Genomic DNA, 20,954 nt, shown 5'->3' on the forward strand with positions numbered 1-20,954 from the left:
GCTCGGCCCCGGGCGCCTTCCTGACTAGAATAGGCATTCCGTTCACCATTCGGGAATCGTCTCATGAGCCTGCAACTACGAGTTCTTTCGCTTTTTGCAATGTGCGCGATGTCGGTCGGCGCCGCGGCCGAAAGCCTTCCGGTCGTCCAGTTCATTGCCACCGGAGGCACGATCGCGATGAAGGTGGATCCGGTCACCAAAGGGGTGGTTCCCGCCATCTCGGGCGACGATCTGATGCAGACGGTGCCCGACGCCTCCAAGTACGCACGCATCGAAGTCAACAACTTCTCGGCCATGTCGGCCAATTATGTCGAACCCAAGTGGTGGACGCGGCTGACCAAGTCGGTGGATGAGGCCTTGGCACGGCCAGAGGTGGCCGGGGTGGTGATCGCCCACGGCACCGACACGATGGAAGAAACGGCGTATTGGCTTGATTTGACGGTGAAGTCCGACAAACCGGTGATTCTGATTGGCGCGCAACGCAATGCGTCTTCTCCGGATTTTGACGGCCCGCGCAACCTGCTCAATGCGATCCGGATCGCCACCGCGCCGGACGCCAAAGGCAAGGGGGTGATGATTGCGATGAACAATCAGATCAACGCCGCGCGCACGGCGACAAAGACCCACACCGCCGACGTCGAGACCTTCAAGTCTGGTGACTTCGGATTCCTTGGAGAGGTCTGGTCAGACCGCGTGCAGTTCTCGCGCACGCCGTTGCGGCGCCAACATATCGATATCGGCGAGGGCGAGATGCCACGCGTGGAAATCCTGTCGATGTTCGGCGGCGCCGATGGCGATTTGCTGCGCTACGCGATAGACCAGGGCGCGAAAGGCATCGTGGTCCAGGCTGTAGGCATGGGCAATATGAACGTCTCCATGTTCGAGGCCGTGAAGTATGCGCTGGACAAGGGCGTACCGGTCGTCATTTCGACGCGCGTGCCGAATGGGCGCACGATGCCGGTCTATGGATTCCCTGGAGGGGGAAAAACGACTTTCGACGCCGGGGCAGTCATGGCGGGCGACCTCAGCCCACAAAAGGCCCGACTGCTGCTGATGCTGCTGTTGCATCAAGGACAGCGCGGCAAGGAAGCGCTGCAGGCCGCGTTTGACCGGTGAAAGAAAACACCGCTACTGCCTCATTGCCCGCGCTTTTCGGCTTGAAACTACCAAGTTTCAGTGATTTTTAAATTTTGTTACAGGATCTAAGATAATGCGTAATAGTCCATTACAAACAGGCTGACTCAAGGGGAGCAGCCTACCTCCCCTAATAATAGGCTGCGATGAATAAAACCTTCTGCTCCATTTGGAATCAGTCCCTGGGCGCCTGGGTCGCCGCGCCAGAAACCGCAAAGGTCAGGGGCAAAAGCACAAGCCGTGGAGCAGCAGGCCACATCGCAGGGCCGCAAGCGCGCAGCATGCCACGCAAGCGCAGTCTGGTGGTCGCCATGGCGGCGGTGTGCGCCATGTTCGGATATTTGCCCGCGGCGCAAGCCGCATGCAGCCCGGCATTTGGCCCGGGACTGACGGTCATCTGCACAGATACCATCGTCACCATCAATTCGCCCTACGACAATATGGACGTGACGGTCGCCCCTGGCGCGCAAGTCAACGCGCCACTGGGCGATGCAAGTGCAATCTTGTTGACCGGCAACAACACACGCTTTAGCAACCAGGGCACGGTTGAGCCGACGGGGGGCTTGACCCCATTCATGACCTCTGGCGTCACCATCGGCAATGCCACCAACAGCCTTGTGGCGGTGAAAAACGGGGGAACTATCAATGGCACGGCGGGGCTGCTCAGCTCCTCCCTGCCTAACGTTCAGGGCGTGGCGCTGAATATCCAGAACGGCGCCTTTGGTAGTACCGAGGTCACCAATTCGGGGACGCTCTCATCGAAGCCCCAGATGGCGCAGTCTGTGGAGGCAGCTGATGCGCCGGTCGTGGCGATTTCGGGGGGCGGCAAAGTCACCATGACAAACACCATCAACGGCACCATTACCGGCCGCGTGGCGTTTGATGCATCGGCTGCCGGCAACGAATTCACCAACGCCGGCCAGATCGTAGGCGGTGTGTCGCTGGGCGCCGGCAAAGGCGCCAACCGATTCAACGCGATTACGGGTTCATGGGTGACGAAAGGAGCCGGCACGGCGCCTGCCATATCGGTGCAGAACTCGACAATGGAGTTCGCGGCCGCCGGCGTGGTCGATGGCGGCGCCGGCGGCGGCAACACCCTGGCGCTGCAAAATGCCATCGGTGGCGGCACCGGCACAGCCGGCTTGGGCACCGTGGCAAACGCCAACTACGTCAACTTCAGCAACCTGATCGTCAACAGCGGCACCTGGAACCTGGCGGGGCCGGTCCTTACCGGCGCCGCCACCACAACCCAACTCAATGGCGGCGTTCTGACTGTCGACCATTCGGACGGGCTGGGCGCCGGCACGGTGACCGGCAACGGGGGCACGTTGCAAACGGGCTCAGTGCAACTGGTCCTAAATAATGCGGTCCTGTTGGGCACCAATGGCCTGACCGTATCCAGCGACAACGGGATCGTCCTCAATGGCGAGCTTTCGGGTGCGGGCGGATTGACCAAGACCGGAGCCGGCAGCCTGGTGCTGAAGGGCGACAATACCTACACTGGGATCACCACGGTGTCGGGCGGCACCCTGCAGCTCGGGACACTCAGCACGACTGGCAGCCTTGGCACGGGCGCCGTCGTGAACGACGGCTTGGTCTACCTGGCCCGCTCCAACGACATGACGCTCAGCAACGCTTTCAGCGGTACCGGCCGTATCCTTCAGAATGGTTCCGGCGTCGTGTCACTAGTTGGCGATAGCAGCGCCTTTGCGGGATCGACCGATGTATCCAAGGGCGGACTGACCGTCTCGAACAAGTTAGGCGGCACCGTCGCCGCGTTTAGCGGCACCACGCTAGCCGGTTCCGGCACGATCGGTGGAGATGTCGGGGTGACGGGCGGCGTCTTGCAGGGCACGCAAGGCCAGACGTTGACGATCCGCGGCGATCTGACTCTGACGAACGCCCAGGTCAATGTGGCAGTGGGCGCCCCGGGGCCGGCTGCCGCGTTGTTCGATGTCGGCGGTGAGCTGACGCTGACCAACTCCACACTCAACGTGTCGGATATGGGCGGGCTGGGCACAGGTGTCTACCGCCTGTTCAACTACGGCAAGTCGTTGACCGGCTCCTCGCTGGGCTTCGGGTCGATGCCCGCCGGGGTTGGCGCGGGCAGTCTGACGCTGCAGTTCCTCACGGGCAAGGTCAACCTTGTGTCGACCGTCGGCACGGTGTTCGACTACTGGGATGGCAACACCGCCGGCACGCACGCCAACGGTGCCGTCAATGGCGGTTCGGGCGTCTGGAACACCGCCAACAGCAACTGGACCACGTCCGATGGCGCGTCCAACGGCGCGTTCAAGACGCCTTCGTTGGCGACGTTCAAGGGCACGGCGGGCGTCGTAACCGTGGATGCCACGGCGGGCGCGATCGGCGTCAAAGGCATGACGATCGGCACGGATGGCTATGTCATCCAGGGCGATTCCATCGCGCTGCAAGGCGGCAGCCAGACGACGATAGGCGTCGGCAACGGCACCGCAGCCAGCAGCAACTTCATCGGCACCATCACCGCATCGCTGACCGGCGCAAGCAAGCTGTTCAAGACCGACTACGGCACCCTGGTGCTGGGCGGCGACAACACCTACGCCGGCGGGACCGACATTCAATTCGGCACGCTGTCTGTCTCGGCTGACAACAATCTGGGCGCCGCCAACACCGATGTGGCCATGATCGGCGGCACGCTCGCCACAACCGCCAGCTTCGACACGAACCGCCATATCGCGTTGACGCAAGACGGCGCCATCAACGTGGCCACGGGTATGCAGTTGGGGCTGACCGGCACGGTGTCGGGCAGGGGCGCCCTCATCAAACAAGGCGGTGGCACGCTGGCGCTGACAGGCACAAACACCTACGGCAGCACGCGTGTGCAAGCCGGCACCCTCATCGGTGATAGTGCATCCATCCGTGGCGATCTGCAGAACGCCGGCACGGTCATCTTTAACCAAACGTGGGATGACAGCGTGTCCGGCATGCTGATCGGCTCCGGCGCCATCACTAAGCGCGGCGCGGGCGTCCTGACGCTCAACGGCCTGAACACGCTGAACTGGAATATTGAGCAAGGCACGCTCGTCAGCGACGTGACCCGCTACACGGCCAACGCCGCGATCGGTGCGGCAGGCACACTGCGTTTCGATCAACCCACCGAAGCCGATTACGCCGGCCGAATTTCCGGCAGCGGCACCTTCGAGAAGGCCGGGGCGGGCATGCTGAGCCTGAACGCGGACAGCAGCGCATTCACCGGCACGACGCGCGTCACGAACGGCACGCTGGTCGTGACCAGCAAGCTGGGCGGCAACGCAGAGGTGTCCAACGGCCGCCTGCACGTTAGCGGCACCTTGAGCGGCAACGCCGCCATCGGCCACAACGTCATCCTGTCCGGCACCGGCACCATCGGCCAGAACGTCACGCTGACAGGCGGCATCCTGCAAGGCGCGCAAGGCAAAACGTTGAAGATCGGTGGCAACCTGGCGATGGACAATGCCAGCCAGGTCAACGTGTCGCTGGGCCGCGCCCCGTCCAACGCACTGTTCAATGTGGGCGGCGACCTGGCCTTGGCCGGCACGCTCAACATCACCGACCAAGGCGCATTCGGCGCGGGCGTCTACCGCCTGTTCGACTATGGTGGCGCACTGACCACCAACACGCTGGCCATCGGTAGCGCCCCCACCGGCATCACCGCCAACGACTTGCGCATCCAGACCGCCGTCAACGGCCAGGTCAACCTGATGTCCACCGCGGGCGCCACGCTGAGCTTCTGGGACGGCGGCGACGCTACGCGGCGCGATAACGGCGTCATCGATGGTGGCTCGGGCGCATGGCGCACGGATGGCCTGAACTGGACCACGGTAGACGGTACCCTCAACGGCCGCTTCCAACCTAACCCGACTTACGCCGTGTTCCAAGGCGCGGCAGGCACGGTGTCGGTGGACGCGTCAGCAGGCGGCGTGGGCGTGACGGGCATGCAGGTCGCGACCAATGGCTATCGCATCGAAGGCGATCCGATTACGTTGGCGGGCGGCGCGGAAACCATTGTGCGCGTGGGCTCGGGCGGCGTGTCCGGTGCGGCAATCACCGGCACCATCAAGTCCAACCTGACCGGTGCAAGCAAGCTGGTGAAGGCCGACTACGGCACGCTGGTGTTGACGGGCGACAACACCTACACGGGTGGCACTGAAGTTCGCGCAGGCACCTTGTCGGTGGCGTCCGACAGGAATCTGGGCGCAGCCGCAGGCGCGCTGACGTTGAACGGCGGCGCGCTAGCCACCACGAACAGCTTTGATTCCGCGCGCGCTGTGACGCTGACACAAACCGCCGGTATCACGGTGGCGGCAGGCACCACGCTGGGCTTGCAAGGCGCCATCGGCGGCACGGGCAATCTGCAAAAGCTGGGCGGTGGCACCTTGACGCTGACGGGCGCCAACACTTACGGCAACACGCAAGTGCTGGCCGGCACGCTGGTGGGCGATGCGGCATCCTTGCGGGGCGACCTGGCGAACGACGGCTCCGTTGTGTTCAAACAAGCCACTGACGCCAGCTACGCCGGCTATATCTCCGGCACCGGCTCGATGGTCAAGCAAGGTGCGGGCGAGTTGACCTTGACCGGCATCAGCGGTCAGGACTGGCGTATCGATGCTGGCACCGTCACGGCCGGCGCAGGGCGCTACACCGGCAATACGATGATCGCCTCGGGCGCCACGATGCGCTTTGATCAATCGGCTGGCTCCTCTTACGACAGCGTGCTGTCTGGCGCAGGCCAGCTCACCAAGACGGGCGGGGGCACGCTGATGCTGACGGCCGACAGCAGCGCCTTCACGGGCCGGACCGAGGTTCAGGCCGGCACGCTGATGGTGGGGAACAAGCTGGGCGGGGATGTTTCGGTGACGAGCGGGCTGCTGTACATCGACGGCGTGCTGGGCGGCAATGCGGCGATCAGCGGTGGCGGCATGCTGTTCAACGGTGGCCGTATCACGGGCAACGCCACGCTGGCAGGCGGCGTGCTGATAGGAGAACAAGGGTCCAAGCTTTCCATTGGCGGCGACCTCACGCTGGATAGCGCCAGCCAGGTCAACGTGTCTCTGGGCCGCGCGCCCGCCCCGGCCTCGGCTTTGTTCGATGTGGGCGGCAATCTGACATTGGCTGGCACATTGAACGTGACCGATAACGGCGGATTTGGCGCGGGCATTTATCGCCTGTTCGACTATGGTGGCAACTTGTTGAACAACGGCTTGGCCCTGGGCGCAACGCCGGCTGGCGTCGCCGCCGGCGCGCTGACGCTGCAAACCGCCACGCGTGGTCAGGTCAACCTGGCGTCCACGTCCGGCGCCACGCTCAGCTTCTGGGATGGTGGCGACACGGCGCGCCACGACAACGGCGCCATCGACGGCGGCTCAGGCACATGGCGCGCCGATGGCCGCAACTGGGCCAACGTGGACGGCACGTTGAACGGCGTCTTCCAGCCCAATCCCACGTTCGCCATCTTCCAGGCGCAAGCGGGCACGGTCATGGTCGACGCATCGGCGGGCGCCATCGGCATCACCGGCATGCAGATTGCCACTAACGGCTACCGCATCGAAGGCGACGACATCGCGCTGCAAGGCGCGGGCGGCGAAAGCATCATCCGAGTGGGCGAGGGATCAGCCGCGGACGCCACCACCACCGGCACCATTGCATCCCGACTGACCGGCGCCAGCAAGTTGGCCAAGACCGACTTCGGCACGCTGGTGCTGACCGCAAACAACACCTACACCGGCGGCACCGATGTGCGCCAGGGCGGCTTGTCGGTGTCCAAGGACGCGAACCTGGGCGCAGCCTCGGGCGGCCTGACGCTGAGCGGCGGCGTGCTGGCCATGACGGCCAGCTTCGATACGAACCGCGCCGTCGAAATCACGCGGACGAGCGGCATCTATGTGGCGTCTGGCACGACGTTCGGTCTCGCTGGCGCGATTGCCGGCAGCGGTGATTTGACCAAGACTGGCGCGGGCTTGCTTACTGTATCGGGCGACGGCAGCGCGTATACGGGCAACGCATTGGTGCAGGCTGGCGCGTTGAACATCGCGTCAACCGGCAAGCTCGGCGGCACGCTGACGCTAGCCAACGGCACGCTGCTGCAAGGCGCGGGCCAGGTCGGCGCGACCACGCTGCAAAGCGGTGCGACCCTTGCGCCGGGCAACCTCAACGGCACGCTGAATGTGGCGGGCGACCTGACGTTCATGCCAGGTTCGGTCTACCAAGTAGCGGCTGACCCGGCATCGTCCACCAGCGCGCGCTTGGCCGTCAGCGGCGTGGCGAACCTGGCCGGGTCTGTCGTACACGTTGGGCCGGAAGGCGGGTTCGAAAGCACGCGCCAATACACGATCCTGACGGCGGGTGCCATCAACGGCCAGTTCAACACCGTGTCGTCCAACTACGCGTTCCTGGACCCGGCGCTGCGCTACGGCACGCAAGACGTCACGCTGCAACTCGGCCGCAAGCAAGTGCCGGTGGACCCCGCAACGCCCACCGCGCCTAACCGCCCGATCACGTTTGCAGACGCTGCACGCACCGGCAACCAGCGCGCCGTGGCCAACGCGCTGGATAGCCTGCCGTCGGGCAATGCGCTGCACGAGTACATCTTGACCTTGCCCGAAGGCGTGCCGCCTGCCGCCTTCAACAGCCTGTCGGGCGAAGCGCACGCAAGCGTCGCGTCCAGCCTGATGGGGTCCAGCACGACAACGCGCACGCTGCCGCTGTCTTATCTGCGCGCCAACCTCAGCGCGGGCATGCGTGCCGGCGCACCGACGGCGCAGGCCGGCGGCACGATGTCCGCCGCGGCGCTGCCGTCATCGAACGCGCAGCCTGCCTGGGCGGAGCTCGTGGGCAACTGGCAAACCCAGAAAGCCACCGCCAATACCGCGCAGGTCCGTCAGCACACGGGCGGCGTCTTCGCCGGCGCCGACCATGCCGTAGGCAATGGCTGGCGCCTGGGCGGTGCGGTCGGCTACACCGACAGCAAAATCCGCGTGGACGACCGCGCCTCGCAGGCCGATGTGTCCGGCTACAGCGCCGCCATCTACGGCGGCAAGGCCTTCGAGGCCGGCGCGGGCAAGCTGAATCTGCTGGTGGGCACGTCCTATACCTGGCACGACGTCAGTACCAGGCGCTACGCCACAGTGGCTGGCGACTCGCAGAAACTGACTGCCGACTACGGCGCCAGCACCACCCAGCTTTTCACCGAATTGGGCTATTCGCTGCCCTTGTCCGATCGCGCCACGATCGAACCGTTTGTCGGCCTGGCCTGGAGCGACCTGCGCACGCGTGGCTTCTCGGAGTCGGGTGGGTCGGCCGCACTGCGGGGTCAGAGCAGCAACGACCAGCAAACCACCAGCACGCTGGGCGTGCGGGCGCAGACCGACTTCACGCTGGCTGGCGCTGAAGGCCGCTTGCAAGCCACGCTGGGCTGGCGTCATGCATTCGGCGATGTGCTGCCGCAAACCTCCATGGCCTTTGACGGCGGCCAGGCCTTCACGGTGTCGGGCTCGCCCATCGCCCGCAATGCGGCGCTGGCCGAGTTGGGCGCCGAAGTGGCGGTGTCGCGCAATGCAACGATGGGCTTGAACTACAGCGGACAGTATGGCGGCGGTAACCGCGAACATGCCGGTTCGGTGAACGTGCGGTGGCGATATTGAGGGTGACTGGATGAGCGGGATGCGGACCGCAACACTTCGGTGAACAAGCGGTCTCGCCCCGATCAACGGGCAGCGCCCCCGGCCCTGCCCGTCTCAAAGTTCGTTCAACGATTTTTCCGTCAGGTTCTTCGCCAGGTATTCCACCAGCGATCGCACTTTGCCAGCCATCAGCCGCTGATGGGTCATCAATGCAAACACCGGCCTTGGCGGGGTTTCCGTTTCCGGCAGCAAGGGTAGCAGCCGGCCAGCCGCGACGTGCTCGGCGATGGCCCATGCGGGTGCGTAGACGATGCCCGCTCCCGCCGCCGCGGCGGCGACGACGCCATCCACCGTGTTCGAGCGCATCCGTGTGCGCATTCGCACCGTCGTGGGTTTGCCTTTTTCCATCAGCGTCCACATCTCTTCCGTCGCCAGGTGGCTGTAGACGAGGCCGTCGTGTTGCAGGAGGTCCTGCAGGCTGGCGGGCACACCATGCCGCGCCAGGTAGTCCGGCGAGGCGCTCAACACCCAGCGGATGGATCCAAGGCGCCGGGCCACGAGGCTGGAACTGGGTTGCTCGCCCACCAGCACGGCCAGGTCTATCCCCTCCTCCAGCAGATTGACGGGGCGGTCGATCAGATGCAGGTCCAGCGTCACGTTGGGATGCAGCACCAGGAACTGTGCGAGCAGGGGTTGCAAGTGGACCCGGCCGTACAGGGTGGGCGCGGTGACACGCAAGCGGCCCGAGGGCTCGGCGGCCTCGATCTGCATGCTGCTTTCCAGTTCGTCCATCTCGGCCAGCAGGCGTTTGGCTTCGGTGTAGTAGCGCTGACCCGCCTCGGTCAGCCTCAGGATTCGGGTCGAGCGGACAAGCAGCCGCGTGCCCAGGCGTTCCTCCAGCGCGCTGATGCGCCGGCTGACCGACGCCAGCGAGATCCCGCTCACGCGCGAGGCGCCGCTGAGACTGCCCTGGTCAACGGCTGCCACCAATAGCGCCATGCCTTCCGATCGCGTCACCATCCCCTCATCCTCGACGTTTTTCGCAGACGTTCCTGCCGTTCCAGTATTTCATATCTGAAAGGCTGATTTACGGATTTTGCTATTCACCGCAAGGATCGCGGCTTTCATACTGGGGGCCGATCTATTTTCCCCGTGTGTCGTGATGCCTGCTTCCGCCCTTCCCTCTCCTACGCCGTTGACGCCCGCCACCCGCCGCTATGCGATGCTGGCCGTATCCCTGTCGATCTCGATGGCGACGCTTGACACCTCGATGACGAACACGGCGCTGCCGTCGATCGCGTCGCAGCTCGGCGTGAGCGCCTCGGACGTGATCGGTGTGGTCACGATTTATCAGCTGGTGATGGTGGCGACGATGCTGCCGCTGGCGGCACTGGCCGGCAAGATCGGGCATCGCCGGGTGTTCATGCCGGCACTGTGGTTATTTCTGCTGGCGTCGATCTGGTGCGGCGCGGCACCGACGCTGTGGTCGCTGGAGGCGGCCCGGGCGGTGCAGGGCCTGGCCGCCGCGGCGCTGATGGGTTGCAACATGGCGCTGGTCAGCGCCATCTATCCGAAAGAACAGCTGGGCCGGGGCATGGGACTGAACGCCATGATCGCGGCGGCCTCGCTGGCGGGCGGGCCGGTCCTGGCATCGGCGATGCTGACGGTGCTTAGCTGGCACTGGTTGTTCTATGTGAACGTGCCGTTCTGCCTGGTCGCGTTGGCGCTGGCGGGCAGTTATTTGCCCAGGTCGCCGGGCGACGGCAAGGCGCTGGATGCAGGCGCTGCCCTGTTGTGCGCGCTGGCCTTCGGCCTGACCGTCCTGGGCCTGGAGCGCGTGGCGCGGCCTGACTGGAGCGTCGCCCTCATCTGGGCGCTGGGCATGGTGTGCTGGGCGCTGCTGCTGCGCCGCGAGCGCGTGAGCACGCACGCCATCGTGCCGCGGGACCTGCTGCGTCTGCCGCCCTTCTCGATGTCGGTGCTGATCTGCGTACTGGCTTTCGCCGCGCAGGGCGCGGCCATGGTCGCGCTGCCTTTCCTGCTGAACCAGACGCTGGGGCGCGACATCGCTGAAGTGGGAATGCTGATCGCACCATGGCCGGTCATGGGCGCGTGCCTGGCGCCGTTCTCCGGCAAATGGTCGGACCGCATGTCGGCCGGCTTGCTTGGCGTGATCGGCCTGGCGCTGCTGGCCACGGGCCTCTTGTGCGTGAGTTGGCTGCCGGCCGGCGCGCCGATGTGGACGGTGATGCTGCCGATGGCGCTGTGCGGCACGGGCTTCGGCCTGTTCCTGTCGCCCAATCAGCGTTTCATCATGTTCAGCGTGCCCACGCATCGCGCCAGCGTGGCAAGCGGCTTGTCCGGCCTGGCCCGGTTGCTGGGGCAGACAATGGGCGCCGCGTTTGTGGCGGCGTGCTTTACCTTCAACACCGACGCCGGCGCCACGTGGGCCTTGTGGGCGGCAGTGGCGTTTGCGTTGGCGGGATGCGTGGCCAGCGGCATGCTGGAGCGCATCACGCGCCACGCCAGGCACGCGTTGGCGGCATCGTGATCCAGGCGACAAGGCCGATTCGCGGCCTGCGCCTGGCCTGGACCGCCCCGTCAAATCCCCTGCGGCCGGGTCGGCACCCCATCGATCAGCCGCCAGACCGACAGCGGGTTCTCTTGTTGCAACGCCTGGGGCCGAAGTGCGTCTGGCAAGTCTTGATAGCAGACCGGGCGTAGAAAGCGCTCAATGGCGGTTGCGCCGACCGAGGTGTGCGCCGCATTGGACGTGGCGGGGAACGGCCCACCGTGCACCATGGCGTGACTGACTTCCACACCCGTCGGAAAGCCGTTGGCGAGGATACGGCCGCACTTGCGCTCAAGCACGGGGACAAGCTGGCGGGCCGCCGCCAGGTCCGGCTCATCGATCTGCAATGTTGCGGTGAGTTGGCCCTCCAGATGCTCGGCGACCTGCAGCAACTCCTCCAGGTGCCGCGCCTTCACGATCAGGGAGGCCGGGCCGAACACCTCGGCCTGCAATGCGTCGTTGCCCAGCAGGCTCTGCACATCCGTGACGTAGAGTGCGGCCTGGGCGGCATTGGACTGGGCCTCAGCGGCGGTGCCACTTGCCACGGATTCCACGCCCGGCAGCGACTGAACCTGTTCGCGCCCCTTGCGGTACGCTGAGGCGATACCCGGCGTAAGCATGACTTGCGGCGCTTTGGAAGCCAGCGCCTGGCCGGCGCTGGCGATGAAACGGTCCAGATCCGGGCCTTCGATGGTCAGCACCAGGCCGGGGTTGGTGCAGAACTGGCCCGCGCCCAGGACAAGCGATTCGACGAAGCCCTGTGCAATCGCGTCCGTGCGGGCCGCGAGCGCGGCCGGCAACACGAACACGGGATTGATGCTGCTCATCTCCGCATACACTGGGATCGGCTCCGGCCGGCCATTGGCGATCTTGACCAGCGCCAGGCCGCCTTGGCGCGAGCCCGTGAAACCCACCGCCTTGATGGCCGGATGCGCGACCAGCGCTTCGCCGATCTCGCGGCCGGCCCCGATCAGCAGCGAGAACACGCCTTCGGGCATCTCCGTGCGACGCGCCGCCTGCTGCACGGCCCGTCCCACCAGCTCCGAGGTGCCCAGGTGCGCGCTATGCGCTTTGACGATTACCGGCGCGCCCGCCGCCAAGGCCGATGCGGTGTCGCCGCCCGCCACCGAGAACGCGAGCGGGAAGTTGCTGGCACCAAACACGGCCACCGGCCCCAGCGGAATTTTCGCGAGACGCAGGTCCGGGCGCGGCAGCGGCTGGCGCTCGGGTTGAGCCGAGTCAACGGTCGCGCCCAGAAAGTGGCCATCCCGCACCACCTGGGCAAACAGGCGCAGTTGGCCCATGGTGCGCCCCCGTTCACCGGTCAGGCGCGCCCGGGGCAGCCCGCTTTCTGCATGGGCGCGCTCGATGAGCTCGTCGCCCAGCGCCAGGATCTCGTCTGCAATGGCTTCAAGAAATTCGGCGCGGCGCACCAGCGGAAGATTGCGATAAGGATCGAACGCGGCAGCAGCCAGTTGCGCAGCGCGCTCAACGTCCGCACGGGTACCAAGGCCGAAGACTGGCTCTGAAATCTCTGCGTTCAACGCCGGGTTGAAAGCGCGCTGGGTGCCGCCCGTGCCGCGTACTGCGGCATGGCCGATCAGCATCTCTCCAGTGATCTGCATGAAGGGACTCCTTGAATGGGGTTCTGAATGAATGGAGGTGCTTCGCGCACTGCCGGCGGCATGGCGCCGCAGCGCGCGAAGAAGGATCGATGGAAAAGCGGGATGGATCAGTCGTCCAAGGGCTGACCGCTGCGGTCGCGAGCCACCGCCACGGAAATGATGGACACGGCGGCGCATGCGGCCAGGAACAGCACCACGGGCACATAGCTGCCGCTGAAGTAGGCAATCAGCGCGGTGGCGATCAAGGGCATCGGCCCGCCGACAAGCGCCGCGCCGATCTGGTAGCCCAGCGACATGCCGGTATAGCGAATGGCCGGGGGGAACGCTTCGGCCAGCAGCGTGCCGATCATCGCGCCGTAGCTGGCCCAGATGACACCGAAGCCCACCGCGATCGCAAGCCCTGCAGCCCAGACCGACTTTTGGTCCAGCAACCAGAAGTACGGGAAGATCCACACCAGGAAGGCCACGCTGCCCCCGATGAACACCTTCTTGCGGCCGATGCGGTCGGAAAGATGGCCAAAGAACAGCATGGCCGGAAAGGCGATCAATGCACAGACCAGCACGATGTTCAGGATGGTCGAGCGCGCGAAACCATGGTCCATCATGTACGAGATGGTGAAGGTGGCATAGAGGAAAAAGGTGGACGTTTCCACGACCTTTGCGCCAATCGCGATCAGCACTTCCCGCCAGTGGTGTTGCAGCGTTTCCTTAAGCGGAATCCGGGCGCTGCTGCGGGTGGCCTGGATTTTCTTGAACGAAGGCGTTTCGCCCACGGCGTTGCGGATCCACATGCCGACCATCACCAGCACGATCGAGCCCACGAAGGGAATGCGCCACCCCCAGGCCTGGAAAGCGTCTTCGCTCATGCTGGCGCTCAGCAACGAGGTAATGATGTTGCCCAGGGCAAGGCCCAGCACGGCCCCCGTCTGCGGGACGGCGCCATAGAAGCCGCGCTTCGTGCGCGGGGAATACTCCACGGCAAGCAGCACCCCGCCGCCCCACTCGCCGCCCAGCGCTAGGCCCTGCATCAGGCGCAGCAGCGTCAGCAGGATGGGCGCGGCCAGCCCGATCTGCGCATAGTTGGGCAAGAGGCCCATCAGCACCGTCGACAAGCCCATCATCGACAGCGTCATCGCCAACGTCTTCTTGCGGCCGATGCGGTCGCCGATATGCGAAAAGATCACGCCGCCCAGCGGACGGACCAGGAAAGCCAGGGCAAAGGTGGCCAGCGCCATCATCTGACTCACCAGCGCGTTGTCGCTGGGAAAGAACTGCTTGGCAAAAATGATGGACGACATGGTTCCGTACAGGAAATAGTCGTACCACTCGATGGTGCTACCCACGGCGCTGCCCATGAGCGCGCGGCGGCGCTCGGATTCCGGAACCAGGGTTTCTTTATCGGCCGCCGAAAGTCCGGGGCTGTTGACGGATAGGGTGCTCATGTCTCCACCTCATTGGGTCTGTTCATGGAAAATCGCCATCCCATGCGGATGCGGGATGGGTCTTATGGCATATCGGGGTGCGCCCACAGGCGCTTGGCGCTTTACGTGGAGGCGCGCAGCATCGCGACGTAGTCGTCGGCACTGGCTTCGCGCGGGTTGGTGCGGTGGCTGTGGTCCGCCAGCGCGCCCTTGACGATGCGTTCGTAGAGTGCTTCGGTCACGCCCAGTTCACCCAGGCCCGTGGGCAGGTTCAGGGCACGCGACTTGGTCACCAGCGCCTCTTCCACTGACTGCGACGCGGGCAGGCCCATCGCCTGTTGCAGGCGGGCGATCTTGTCTTCACGCGCCACCGTTTCCGCGCCACGGTTAAAGCGCACCACCGCCGGCAGCAGGATGGCGTTGAGGGTGCCGTGATGCAGTTTGGGATTGATGCCGCCCAGGGAATGGCTCAGGCTGTGCACACAACCCAGGCCCTTTTGGAAGGCCAGCGCCCCCTGCAGCGAGGCGCTCATCATATTGGCGCGGGCGTCGATGTTGGACGGCTCGTTCACCGCCACTTCAATGTGGCGCCATGCGCGCCACAGGCCGTCAAGGGCAATGCCGTCGGCCGGCGGGTTGAAGGCCGGGGCAAGAAAGGTCTCGATGCAATGGGCGATGGCGTCCATGCCCGTGGCGGCCGTCAGGCCAGCGGGCAGGCCCAACGTAAGCTCCGGATCGCAGATCGCGACCTTGGGAATCACGTGCGGCGAAAGAATGCCCACTTTGCGCCCGTCTTCCAGGATGATGATCGCACCGCGGCCGACTTCGCTGCCCGTGCCTGCCGTCGTGGGAATGGCAACGATCGGCAGCGTGGCGGCCGTGATGTTCTGCATGCCGCCTTCGATCAAGGCGAACTGGCGCAGCGCGCCCTCATGGCGGGCCGAAATCGCCACGGCCTTGGCCAGGTCGATCGACGAACCGCCGCCGACGGCAATGACGCCGTCGCAGCCCGCATCCTTCAGGCTTGCCACGCCCGCACGCACGGCCGTTTCCGACGGGTTGGGCGGCGTGTCGTTGAACACCGCGAAGCTGGCGCTTGCCAGGGCCGACTTCACGCGATCGATAATGCCGGCCGCTTCCACCCCCCGATCGGTCACGATCAAAGGTTTTGTAATACCCAGGCGGTAGCAGACCTCTTTCAGGTCTGCCAGGACGCCGGCGCCGAAGTGAATTTCGGTCACGTAATTGATAAGTGCCATGCTGCCGCTACTCCTCTCGTTCATCTCAACCGGATAAGAAGTGCGAGTCTAGGCATGAGGCCCATTTCGGTACACTGACGAGTTTCCATACAGCTATAACTTTTGCTCATGGCAAACCTCTCGCCCAGCCTGAATTCCGTCATGTCGCGCCTCCATGCCAAACAGCTCAGGCTGCTTATCACCATCGAGGAATGCGGCTCCCTCCTGGGGGCGGCCGACAAAATCGGCCTGACCCAACCCGGCGCCAGCAAGGCCCTGCGCGAGCTTGAGCAGACGTTGCAAGTGGAACTGTTTGCGCGCACCAACCGCGGGTTAATCCCTACCGAGGCTGGGCTGTGCGCCGTGCGCTTTGCGCGTCTGATCCAGGCAGACATCAACAAGCTGAGGCACGAACTGGATGCAATCGCCAGCGGCGCAGGCGGACGCCTGGCCATCGGCACCATCATGGGCGCCGTGCCGGTGCTGACCGATGCGGTGACGCACCTGTTGCGCCAGCAGCCGCGCATGTCCGTGGAAATCGTGGAGGACACCAGCGAAACGCTGTTGGGCCTGATTGATCGCGGCCGGCTGGACGCGGCGATCTGCCGATCTTCCGTCAGCCGCAATCCGGACGTCTATGAATCGCTTTTCGTGAAAGCCGAATCCCTTGCGGTGATCGCCAACGTGCGCCATTCGGCGATGGGTGCGGACACGGTGGACTTGCGCGAATTGCAGGATAGCCGCTGGGTGGTCTATCGCGCCCAGATGCCGATGCGCCGGTTGCTGGAACGGGAATTCCACGAAGCGGAGCTGAACTTTCCCTTGCACCTGATCGAAACCACGTCGGCGCTGGCGACCCTTACCCTGCTAAGCCGCAACACCGATCTGGTGGCGCTGGTGTCGGAAGACCTGGCCAACTATTTCTGCCACAACGGTCTGGTGGGCACCCTGGCGCTGACGCTCAAGTCACGCAGTGAACCCTACGAGTTGGTGTTTCGCAAAGGCACCCCGAAGAGTCCCGCGTTGGCGTTGCTGGTGGAGGCGCTGGTCCCCGATGGACAATCGGCCTCCCCACCCGGCATCAGCTCGTGAGATGCAGCGCCGCCAGGGCCAGCAGCAAGGCCGGCGGCATGACCACAAGCCCCAAGCGCAAGAAGCTGAGCGCACCAATATGCATCCCCTCGCGGCGCACGGCCATCAGCCAAAGCAAGGTGGCAAGCGAGCCGCTGACCGACAGGTTGGGCCCCAGATCGATACCGATGAGCAGTGCGGCGGTCGCCGAGCCGGACAGGTCGGCCATGCGGGCTAACGATCCTGCCATCAGCCCCGCCGGCAGGTTGTTGATAATGTTGCCCGACAGCGCCGCGCCGATCCCGCTGGTCCACAGCACGGCGGTATCGGACAAGCCGCGCATCATTTGCGCCAGTGATTGCAGCACGCCGCTGGCCGCCATCCCCTCGACCAGGACGAACAGGCCAGCCACCAAGGGCAGAACGCCCCAGGCGACGCCTTTGACCAGGCGCCATGGGCTGGATCGCGTCACGGCCAGCACCAACAGCGCCGAGGCACTGCCGGCGGCCAGCGTCGGCAAACCCAGGCGGTAACCTAGGGCCGACGTGATCAGCAAGGTGCAGGCGGTGCCCGCCACGCCTATTGCGGCGCACCGCAAGGCGGGCGTCATGGCGGGCAGCGGCGGCGAGGGCTTTAGCGGCTGCCGCAAGTCGTCGCGGAACACCCATCGCAGCGTGACATAGGTGGAACCGATAGCCAGCGCGGAAGGCAACGCGAAGTGCAACAGCCACGGCGCCAGGGCCGGCATGCGATCGCCGAATACGACCAGATTCGCCGGATTCGATATCGGCAACACAAAGCTGGCCGCGTTGGCGATGAATGCGCACACGTACAAGTAGGGCAAGGGCGGCGCGCCAACCACTCGGGTCACCGCATAGACGGCGGGCGTCAGCACGACCGCCGTTGCGTCGTTGGACAACAACACGGTGACCACGGTGCCCACCAGGAACACCAGGTCGAACAGACGCCGCGCCGAGCCTGCCGCGTGATCGGCGGCCGCCACCGCCAGCCAGTCGAAGAGGCCCGCCTGCCGGGCCACCTCCGCCACGAGCATCATGCCGACCAGGAACAGATAGACGTCGGTTCCTTCCAGGACCGCATGGCCGGCTTGGGCGGGGCTGAGCAATCCCAACGCCACCAGCGCCACCGCGCCCGAACACGCCCATACATATTCCGGCAGTCGAAAAGGACGCAGAAGAATCGCCATGGTGGTCGCCGCGGCAATCGACCAGATCAAGACATTGGATAACGACATGCTTTCCAGGGTGAAATCAAGAAGACGAGGATGGGGCCGCGGCGGGCGATACGCCTGACGCGCGAGTCTCGGGCAAGATCAGCAGGGTCGCGCAGGCCAGCGCAGCAATCCCGGCAAGGACCAGAAACGCCGCGCTGTATCCCGCATGCTGAACGATCACGCCGGCGACGCCGTTGCTCAGCGACGCGCCGACCCCGAACACGGTGGTAACCGCGCCCAAGCTGGCGTTGAACCGGCCCGTGCCTTGCGTCAGATCCAGCACCATCAAGGGCAGAACGGCCCCGAAGATGCCCGCGCCCACGCCGTCCAGCAGCTGCACCGCCACCAGCCAGGCCGTGTCGTCGGAAAAGGTATATAGCACGCCGCGCAAGGGCAGGATGGCGAAGCCGATCAGCAGCAATTTCTTGCGTCCCAGGCGGTCGGCATAGCGCCCTACCGCCATCGCCGCGGGAATCATGACGAACTGCGCCGCCACGATGCAAGCCGCCGTCAAAGGCGTGGCAAGCGCCGGGTTCGCCAGCGCCAGCTTCTGCCCGACAAGCGGCAACATGGCGGCATTGGCCAGGTGAAACAGCCCGCAGCTCAGGGCAAGGAGCAAGAGCGATCGGTGACTCAGCAACTGGCGCAGGGGAATGGGTTGCGCGTTTGCCGCCCCCGCTGTGCCGTCGTCCAGGCCACGCGCCCGGCCCAAATCGATATGCGCCGGAAGGTACGACGCGGCGGCCAGGCTGGCCAGCGCCATCGCTGCCATCAAGTAAAAAACAGCCACTGGCCCCCAGAGGTAGGCCAGGCCGCCTGCCAGCAAGGCGGCGAAGGCATTGCCAGCGTGGTTATAGGATTCGTTGCGCGCAATACGCCGGGTAAAGGCATTGGCGGCGGTCAGCCCCAACGTGATGCCGGCAATCGCCGGGGCGAACACCGACGACGCGGCGCCTGCCAGGGCTTGCGTGATCGTGACCCAGGCAAAACTCGCATTGGCCAGGAGGGCCATGCAGGCCCCGGTCACCAGTACGGCCGCCGCGATCAACAGGGCGCGCTTGTTCGATGTCCGGTCCACGAGAGCGCCTGCCGGCGTCTGCGCGGCCAGCGCCGCAAGTCCGGATATCGTCATTACCAACCCGATGCTGTCGGGCCGCCAATGATGCACCGCGAGCAAGTAGATGGCCAGATAGGGGCCGAGACCGTCGCGGACATCGGCGACGAAAAAATTCAGCCAGTCCAGTGGACGCGAAGCAGAAGATGGACGATGCAAAGTAGCCGTAAGAACCGTAGGTATCGATCGGGGTCGACCGTCAACGAACGCGAAGGACGCGTCCTTGCGTCACCATTTTCCATTCCTGCGCATCGATTGTCGGTGGGATTCAGCCAGACACCTGCACCGCCGGATTGTAGACAGCAAACCGGGCAAGCGTCACGACCATTGGGCCATCCCGGCCAGCACTACACTGATCCGGTGCCAGCGACCAAATATCCCATTGACGGGCGGCAGGCCACCGCCAAACGGAGATAACGCATGTTCGATCACATCGGTTTCGGCGTTAGCGACATGAACCAAAGTCGCGAATTCTTCCTGCAGGCGCTAGGCCCGCTGGGCGTAAGCCTTGCCATGGAAGGCCCCGATAGCGTGGGGTTGGGAAAAAACGGCAAGCCTTCTCTTTGGCTGTACACCGCCTCTTCGGTGCCGGCCCCTTTGCATATCGCCGTTGCGGCGACGACACGGCAGGAAGTGGACGCCTTCCATCGGGCCGCCCTGGCTGCGGGCGGCCGGGATAATGGTGCCCCCGGACTTCGTCCGCATTACCATCCCCACTATTACGCCGCTTTCGTATTCGGCCCGGACGGCCATAACGTGGAAGCGGTCTGCCACCGTCCACAAGAATAATTGCGCCCCACCAGCGTCCAGAAGAAAAGCCCCACCGAAGTGGGGCCGTCAAATCCGCCATCGCAGACGCGTCGCGCTCTACGATTCACAGCGGCTTCAGGTCCACCTCTTTAGCGATCTTGCCGAATGCGTCAAGATCCGTCTTGACGCGGGCTGTCGTATCGGCCGGGCTGGACGCACGCGGGATCATCGCCAAGTCCAGCAAACGCTGCTGCATGTCGGGTTTGGCGAATTCTCTTGCGATGGCCTGCTGAATCTTGTCCACAATGACGTCCGGCGTGCCCTTGGGCGCCGCCAGCCCAAACCAGGCCACCGCGGAAAAGCCCGGCATGCCTGCCTGGGGGCCCGTCGGCACATCCGGCAGCGCCGCCACGCGCTCGGGGTTGGTGACAAACAGCGGCCGTACCTTGCCCGCCTTGATGAAAGGAGTCTGCACGCCGGTGTTGTCCAGCACGGCATCGATATGGCCGCCCAGCAGATCGTTCATCGCCGGACTGCTTCCCTTGTAGGGAACGATATTGATCTGGATGCCGGCGGCGCGGGCAAACATGAGCTGTGTCAGGTGCTGCTGGGTGCCCAGCCCAGCATTGCCGAACGTGATCTTGTTGGGGTTCTTGCGGCCGTAATCGATGAACTCTTGCAGCGTCTTGGCGGGGAACTCGTTGTTCGTCACCACCACGAAAGGCAGGTCCACCAGCACCGTGATCTGCTTGAAGTCTTCCAGCGGCTTGTATCGCAACTTGTAGACGTAGGGGTTGACCGCCATGGTGCCGCTGGCCGTCAGCGCCAAGGTGTAGCCGTCGGGCTCTGCCCGCGCGACGTGCTCGGTGCCCAGCACGCCGCCGGCGCCGGGCTTGGCCTCGACAATGACGGGTTGCCCCAGTTCGCTCTGCACCGCCTGGGCCGCAAAACGCGCCAGCATGTCGGCGGAACCACCCGTGGCATAGGGCAGGATGATCGTGATCGGCTTGCTGGGGTAGTTGTCCGCGGCCGCCGCCTGCGAGGCAGCCAAGGCCGCAACACAGGCAGCAGCCAGAAACTTCAGGTTCTTTATCATCGATTGATTACCCAAGTTGCGTGAAAACTGCGCAGGAACCCGGGCAAGGTTAAGCGGTCTCG

At 64.9% G+C, this 20,954-nt stretch carries 12 protein-coding genes and 1 pseudogene; 6 read left to right on the top strand and 7 right to left on the bottom strand.

The window, feature by feature from the left end:
- Positions 1–63 precede the first annotated feature (63 nt).
- The 3 genes and pseudogenes from AC3WMU_RS28185 to AC3WMU_RS28195 all read left to right on the top strand — a co-directional run bounded on the left by AC3WMU_RS28185 (position 64) and on the right by AC3WMU_RS28195 (position 8,792).
- Entirely contained in the window at positions 64–1,116 is a 1,053-nt protein-coding gene (locus tag AC3WMU_RS28185) for an asparaginase (protein ID WP_492283305.1), read from the top strand.
- Between the two features lie 164 nt (positions 1,117–1,280).
- Positions 1,281–1,385: pseudogene (locus tag AC3WMU_RS28190) on the top strand (ESPR domain-containing protein); the annotation flags it as partial.
- Between the two features lie 30 nt (positions 1,386–1,415).
- Complete coding sequence (locus AC3WMU_RS28195) at positions 1,416–8,792, top strand: autotransporter domain-containing protein (RefSeq protein WP_492283323.1); 7,377 nt, start codon at positions 1,416–1,418, stop codon at positions 8,790–8,792.
- Between the two features lie 93 nt (positions 8,793–8,885).
- On the opposite strand, the gene AC3WMU_RS28200 is transcribed toward AC3WMU_RS28195, so the two are convergent.
- Positions 8,886–9,791, bottom strand: coding sequence for a LysR family transcriptional regulator (locus AC3WMU_RS28200; protein ID WP_088590878.1), 906 nt, complete (start codon positions 9,789–9,791; stop codon positions 8,886–8,888).
- A gap of 142 nt (positions 9,792–9,933) precedes the next feature.
- On the opposite strand from AC3WMU_RS28200, the gene AC3WMU_RS28205 reads away from it, so the two are divergent.
- Positions 9,934–11,322, top strand: coding sequence for an MFS transporter (locus tag AC3WMU_RS28205; protein WP_424624329.1), 1,389 nt, complete (start codon positions 9,934–9,936; stop codon positions 11,320–11,322).
- A gap of 50 nt (positions 11,323–11,372) precedes the next feature.
- Here AC3WMU_RS28205 and AC3WMU_RS28210 read toward each other — a convergent pair whose 3' ends face one another.
- From AC3WMU_RS28210 to gbd, 3 genes are all read right to left on the bottom strand, one after another.
- Positions 11,373–12,968, bottom strand: coding sequence for an aldehyde dehydrogenase (NADP(+)) (locus AC3WMU_RS28210; RefSeq protein WP_492283306.1), 1,596 nt, complete (start codon positions 12,966–12,968; stop codon positions 11,373–11,375).
- 107 nt (positions 12,969–13,075) lie between these two features.
- Positions 13,076–14,410: an MFS transporter gene (locus AC3WMU_RS28215; protein ID WP_424624327.1), complete on the bottom strand. Its 1,335-nt coding sequence runs from the start codon at positions 14,408–14,410 to the stop codon at positions 13,076–13,078.
- 101 nt (positions 14,411–14,511) lie between these two features.
- Positions 14,512–15,648 (bottom strand): 4-hydroxybutyrate dehydrogenase, encoded by a 1,137-nt coding sequence (gene gbd / locus AC3WMU_RS28220; RefSeq protein ID WP_492283307.1) that lies wholly within the window; start codon positions 15,646–15,648, stop codon positions 14,512–14,514.
- Positions 15,649–15,756: 108 nt separating this feature from the next.
- On the opposite strand from gbd, the gene AC3WMU_RS28225 reads away from it, so the two are divergent.
- On the top strand, positions 15,757–16,719 hold the full coding sequence (locus AC3WMU_RS28225; RefSeq protein WP_492283308.1) for a LysR family transcriptional regulator: 963 nt from the start codon (positions 15,757–15,759) through the stop codon (positions 16,717–16,719).
- Here AC3WMU_RS28225 and AC3WMU_RS28230 read toward each other — a convergent pair.
- Positions 16,709–17,953: an arsenic transporter gene (locus AC3WMU_RS28230; RefSeq protein ID WP_492283309.1), complete on the bottom strand. Its 1,245-nt coding sequence runs from the start codon at positions 17,951–17,953 to the stop codon at positions 16,709–16,711. The two genes, AC3WMU_RS28225 and AC3WMU_RS28230, sit on opposite strands and share 11 nt — an antisense overlap.
- A gap of 16 nt (positions 17,954–17,969) precedes the next feature.
- The gene (locus AC3WMU_RS28235) at positions 17,970–19,205 is read right to left on the bottom strand and encodes an MFS transporter (protein WP_492283310.1); all 1,236 of its coding nucleotides are present in this window, start codon (positions 19,203–19,205) and stop codon (positions 17,970–17,972) included.
- 261 nt (positions 19,206–19,466) lie between these two features.
- Here AC3WMU_RS28235 and AC3WMU_RS28240 point away from each other — a divergent pair, with 261 nt between their 5' ends.
- Positions 19,467–19,835 (top strand): VOC family protein, encoded by a 369-nt coding sequence (locus tag AC3WMU_RS28240; protein ID WP_006223483.1) that lies wholly within the window; start codon positions 19,467–19,469, stop codon positions 19,833–19,835.
- An 85-nt stretch (positions 19,836–19,920) separates the two neighbouring features.
- Here the strand turns inward: AC3WMU_RS28240 and AC3WMU_RS28245 are convergent, their stop codons facing one another.
- Positions 19,921–20,892: a Bug family tripartite tricarboxylate transporter substrate binding protein gene (locus AC3WMU_RS28245; RefSeq protein ID WP_006223484.1), complete on the bottom strand. Its 972-nt coding sequence runs from the start codon at positions 20,890–20,892 to the stop codon at positions 19,921–19,923.
- Positions 20,893–20,954: the final 62 nt, after the last annotated feature.

It is taken from the genome of Achromobacter sp. FW305-C-13 (genome assembly GCF_058783475.1).

Coding starts and splice junctions, on each gene's coding strand:
- AC3WMU_RS28185 (WP_492283305.1), top strand. CDS start 64: ATGAGCCTGCAACTACGAGTTCTTTCGCTTTTTGCAATGTGCGCGATG.
- AC3WMU_RS28195 (WP_492283323.1), top strand. CDS start 1,416: ATGCCACGCAAGCGCAGTCTGGTGGTCGCCATGGCGGCGGTGTGCGCC.
- AC3WMU_RS28200 (WP_088590878.1), bottom strand. CDS start 9,791: ATGGTGACGCGATCGGAAGGCATGGCGCTATTGGTGGCAGCCGTTGAC.
- AC3WMU_RS28205 (WP_424624329.1), top strand. CDS start 9,934: ATGCCTGCTTCCGCCCTTCCCTCTCCTACGCCGTTGACGCCCGCCACC.
- AC3WMU_RS28210 (WP_492283306.1), bottom strand. CDS start 12,968: ATGCAGATCACTGGAGAGATGCTGATCGGCCATGCCGCAGTACGCGGC.
- AC3WMU_RS28215 (WP_424624327.1), bottom strand. CDS start 14,410: ATGAGCACCCTATCCGTCAACAGCCCCGGACTTTCGGCGGCCGATAAA.
- gbd (WP_492283307.1), bottom strand. CDS start 15,648: ATGGCACTTATCAATTACGTGACCGAAATTCACTTCGGCGCCGGCGTC.
- AC3WMU_RS28225 (WP_492283308.1), top strand. CDS start 15,757: ATGGCAAACCTCTCGCCCAGCCTGAATTCCGTCATGTCGCGCCTCCAT.
- AC3WMU_RS28230 (WP_492283309.1), bottom strand. CDS start 17,953: ATGTCGTTATCCAATGTCTTGATCTGGTCGATTGCCGCGGCGACCACC.
- AC3WMU_RS28240 (WP_006223483.1), top strand. CDS start 19,467: ATGTTCGATCACATCGGTTTCGGCGTTAGCGACATGAACCAAAGTCGC.
- AC3WMU_RS28245 (WP_006223484.1), bottom strand. CDS start 20,892: ATGATAAAGAACCTGAAGTTTCTGGCTGCTGCCTGTGTTGCGGCCTTG.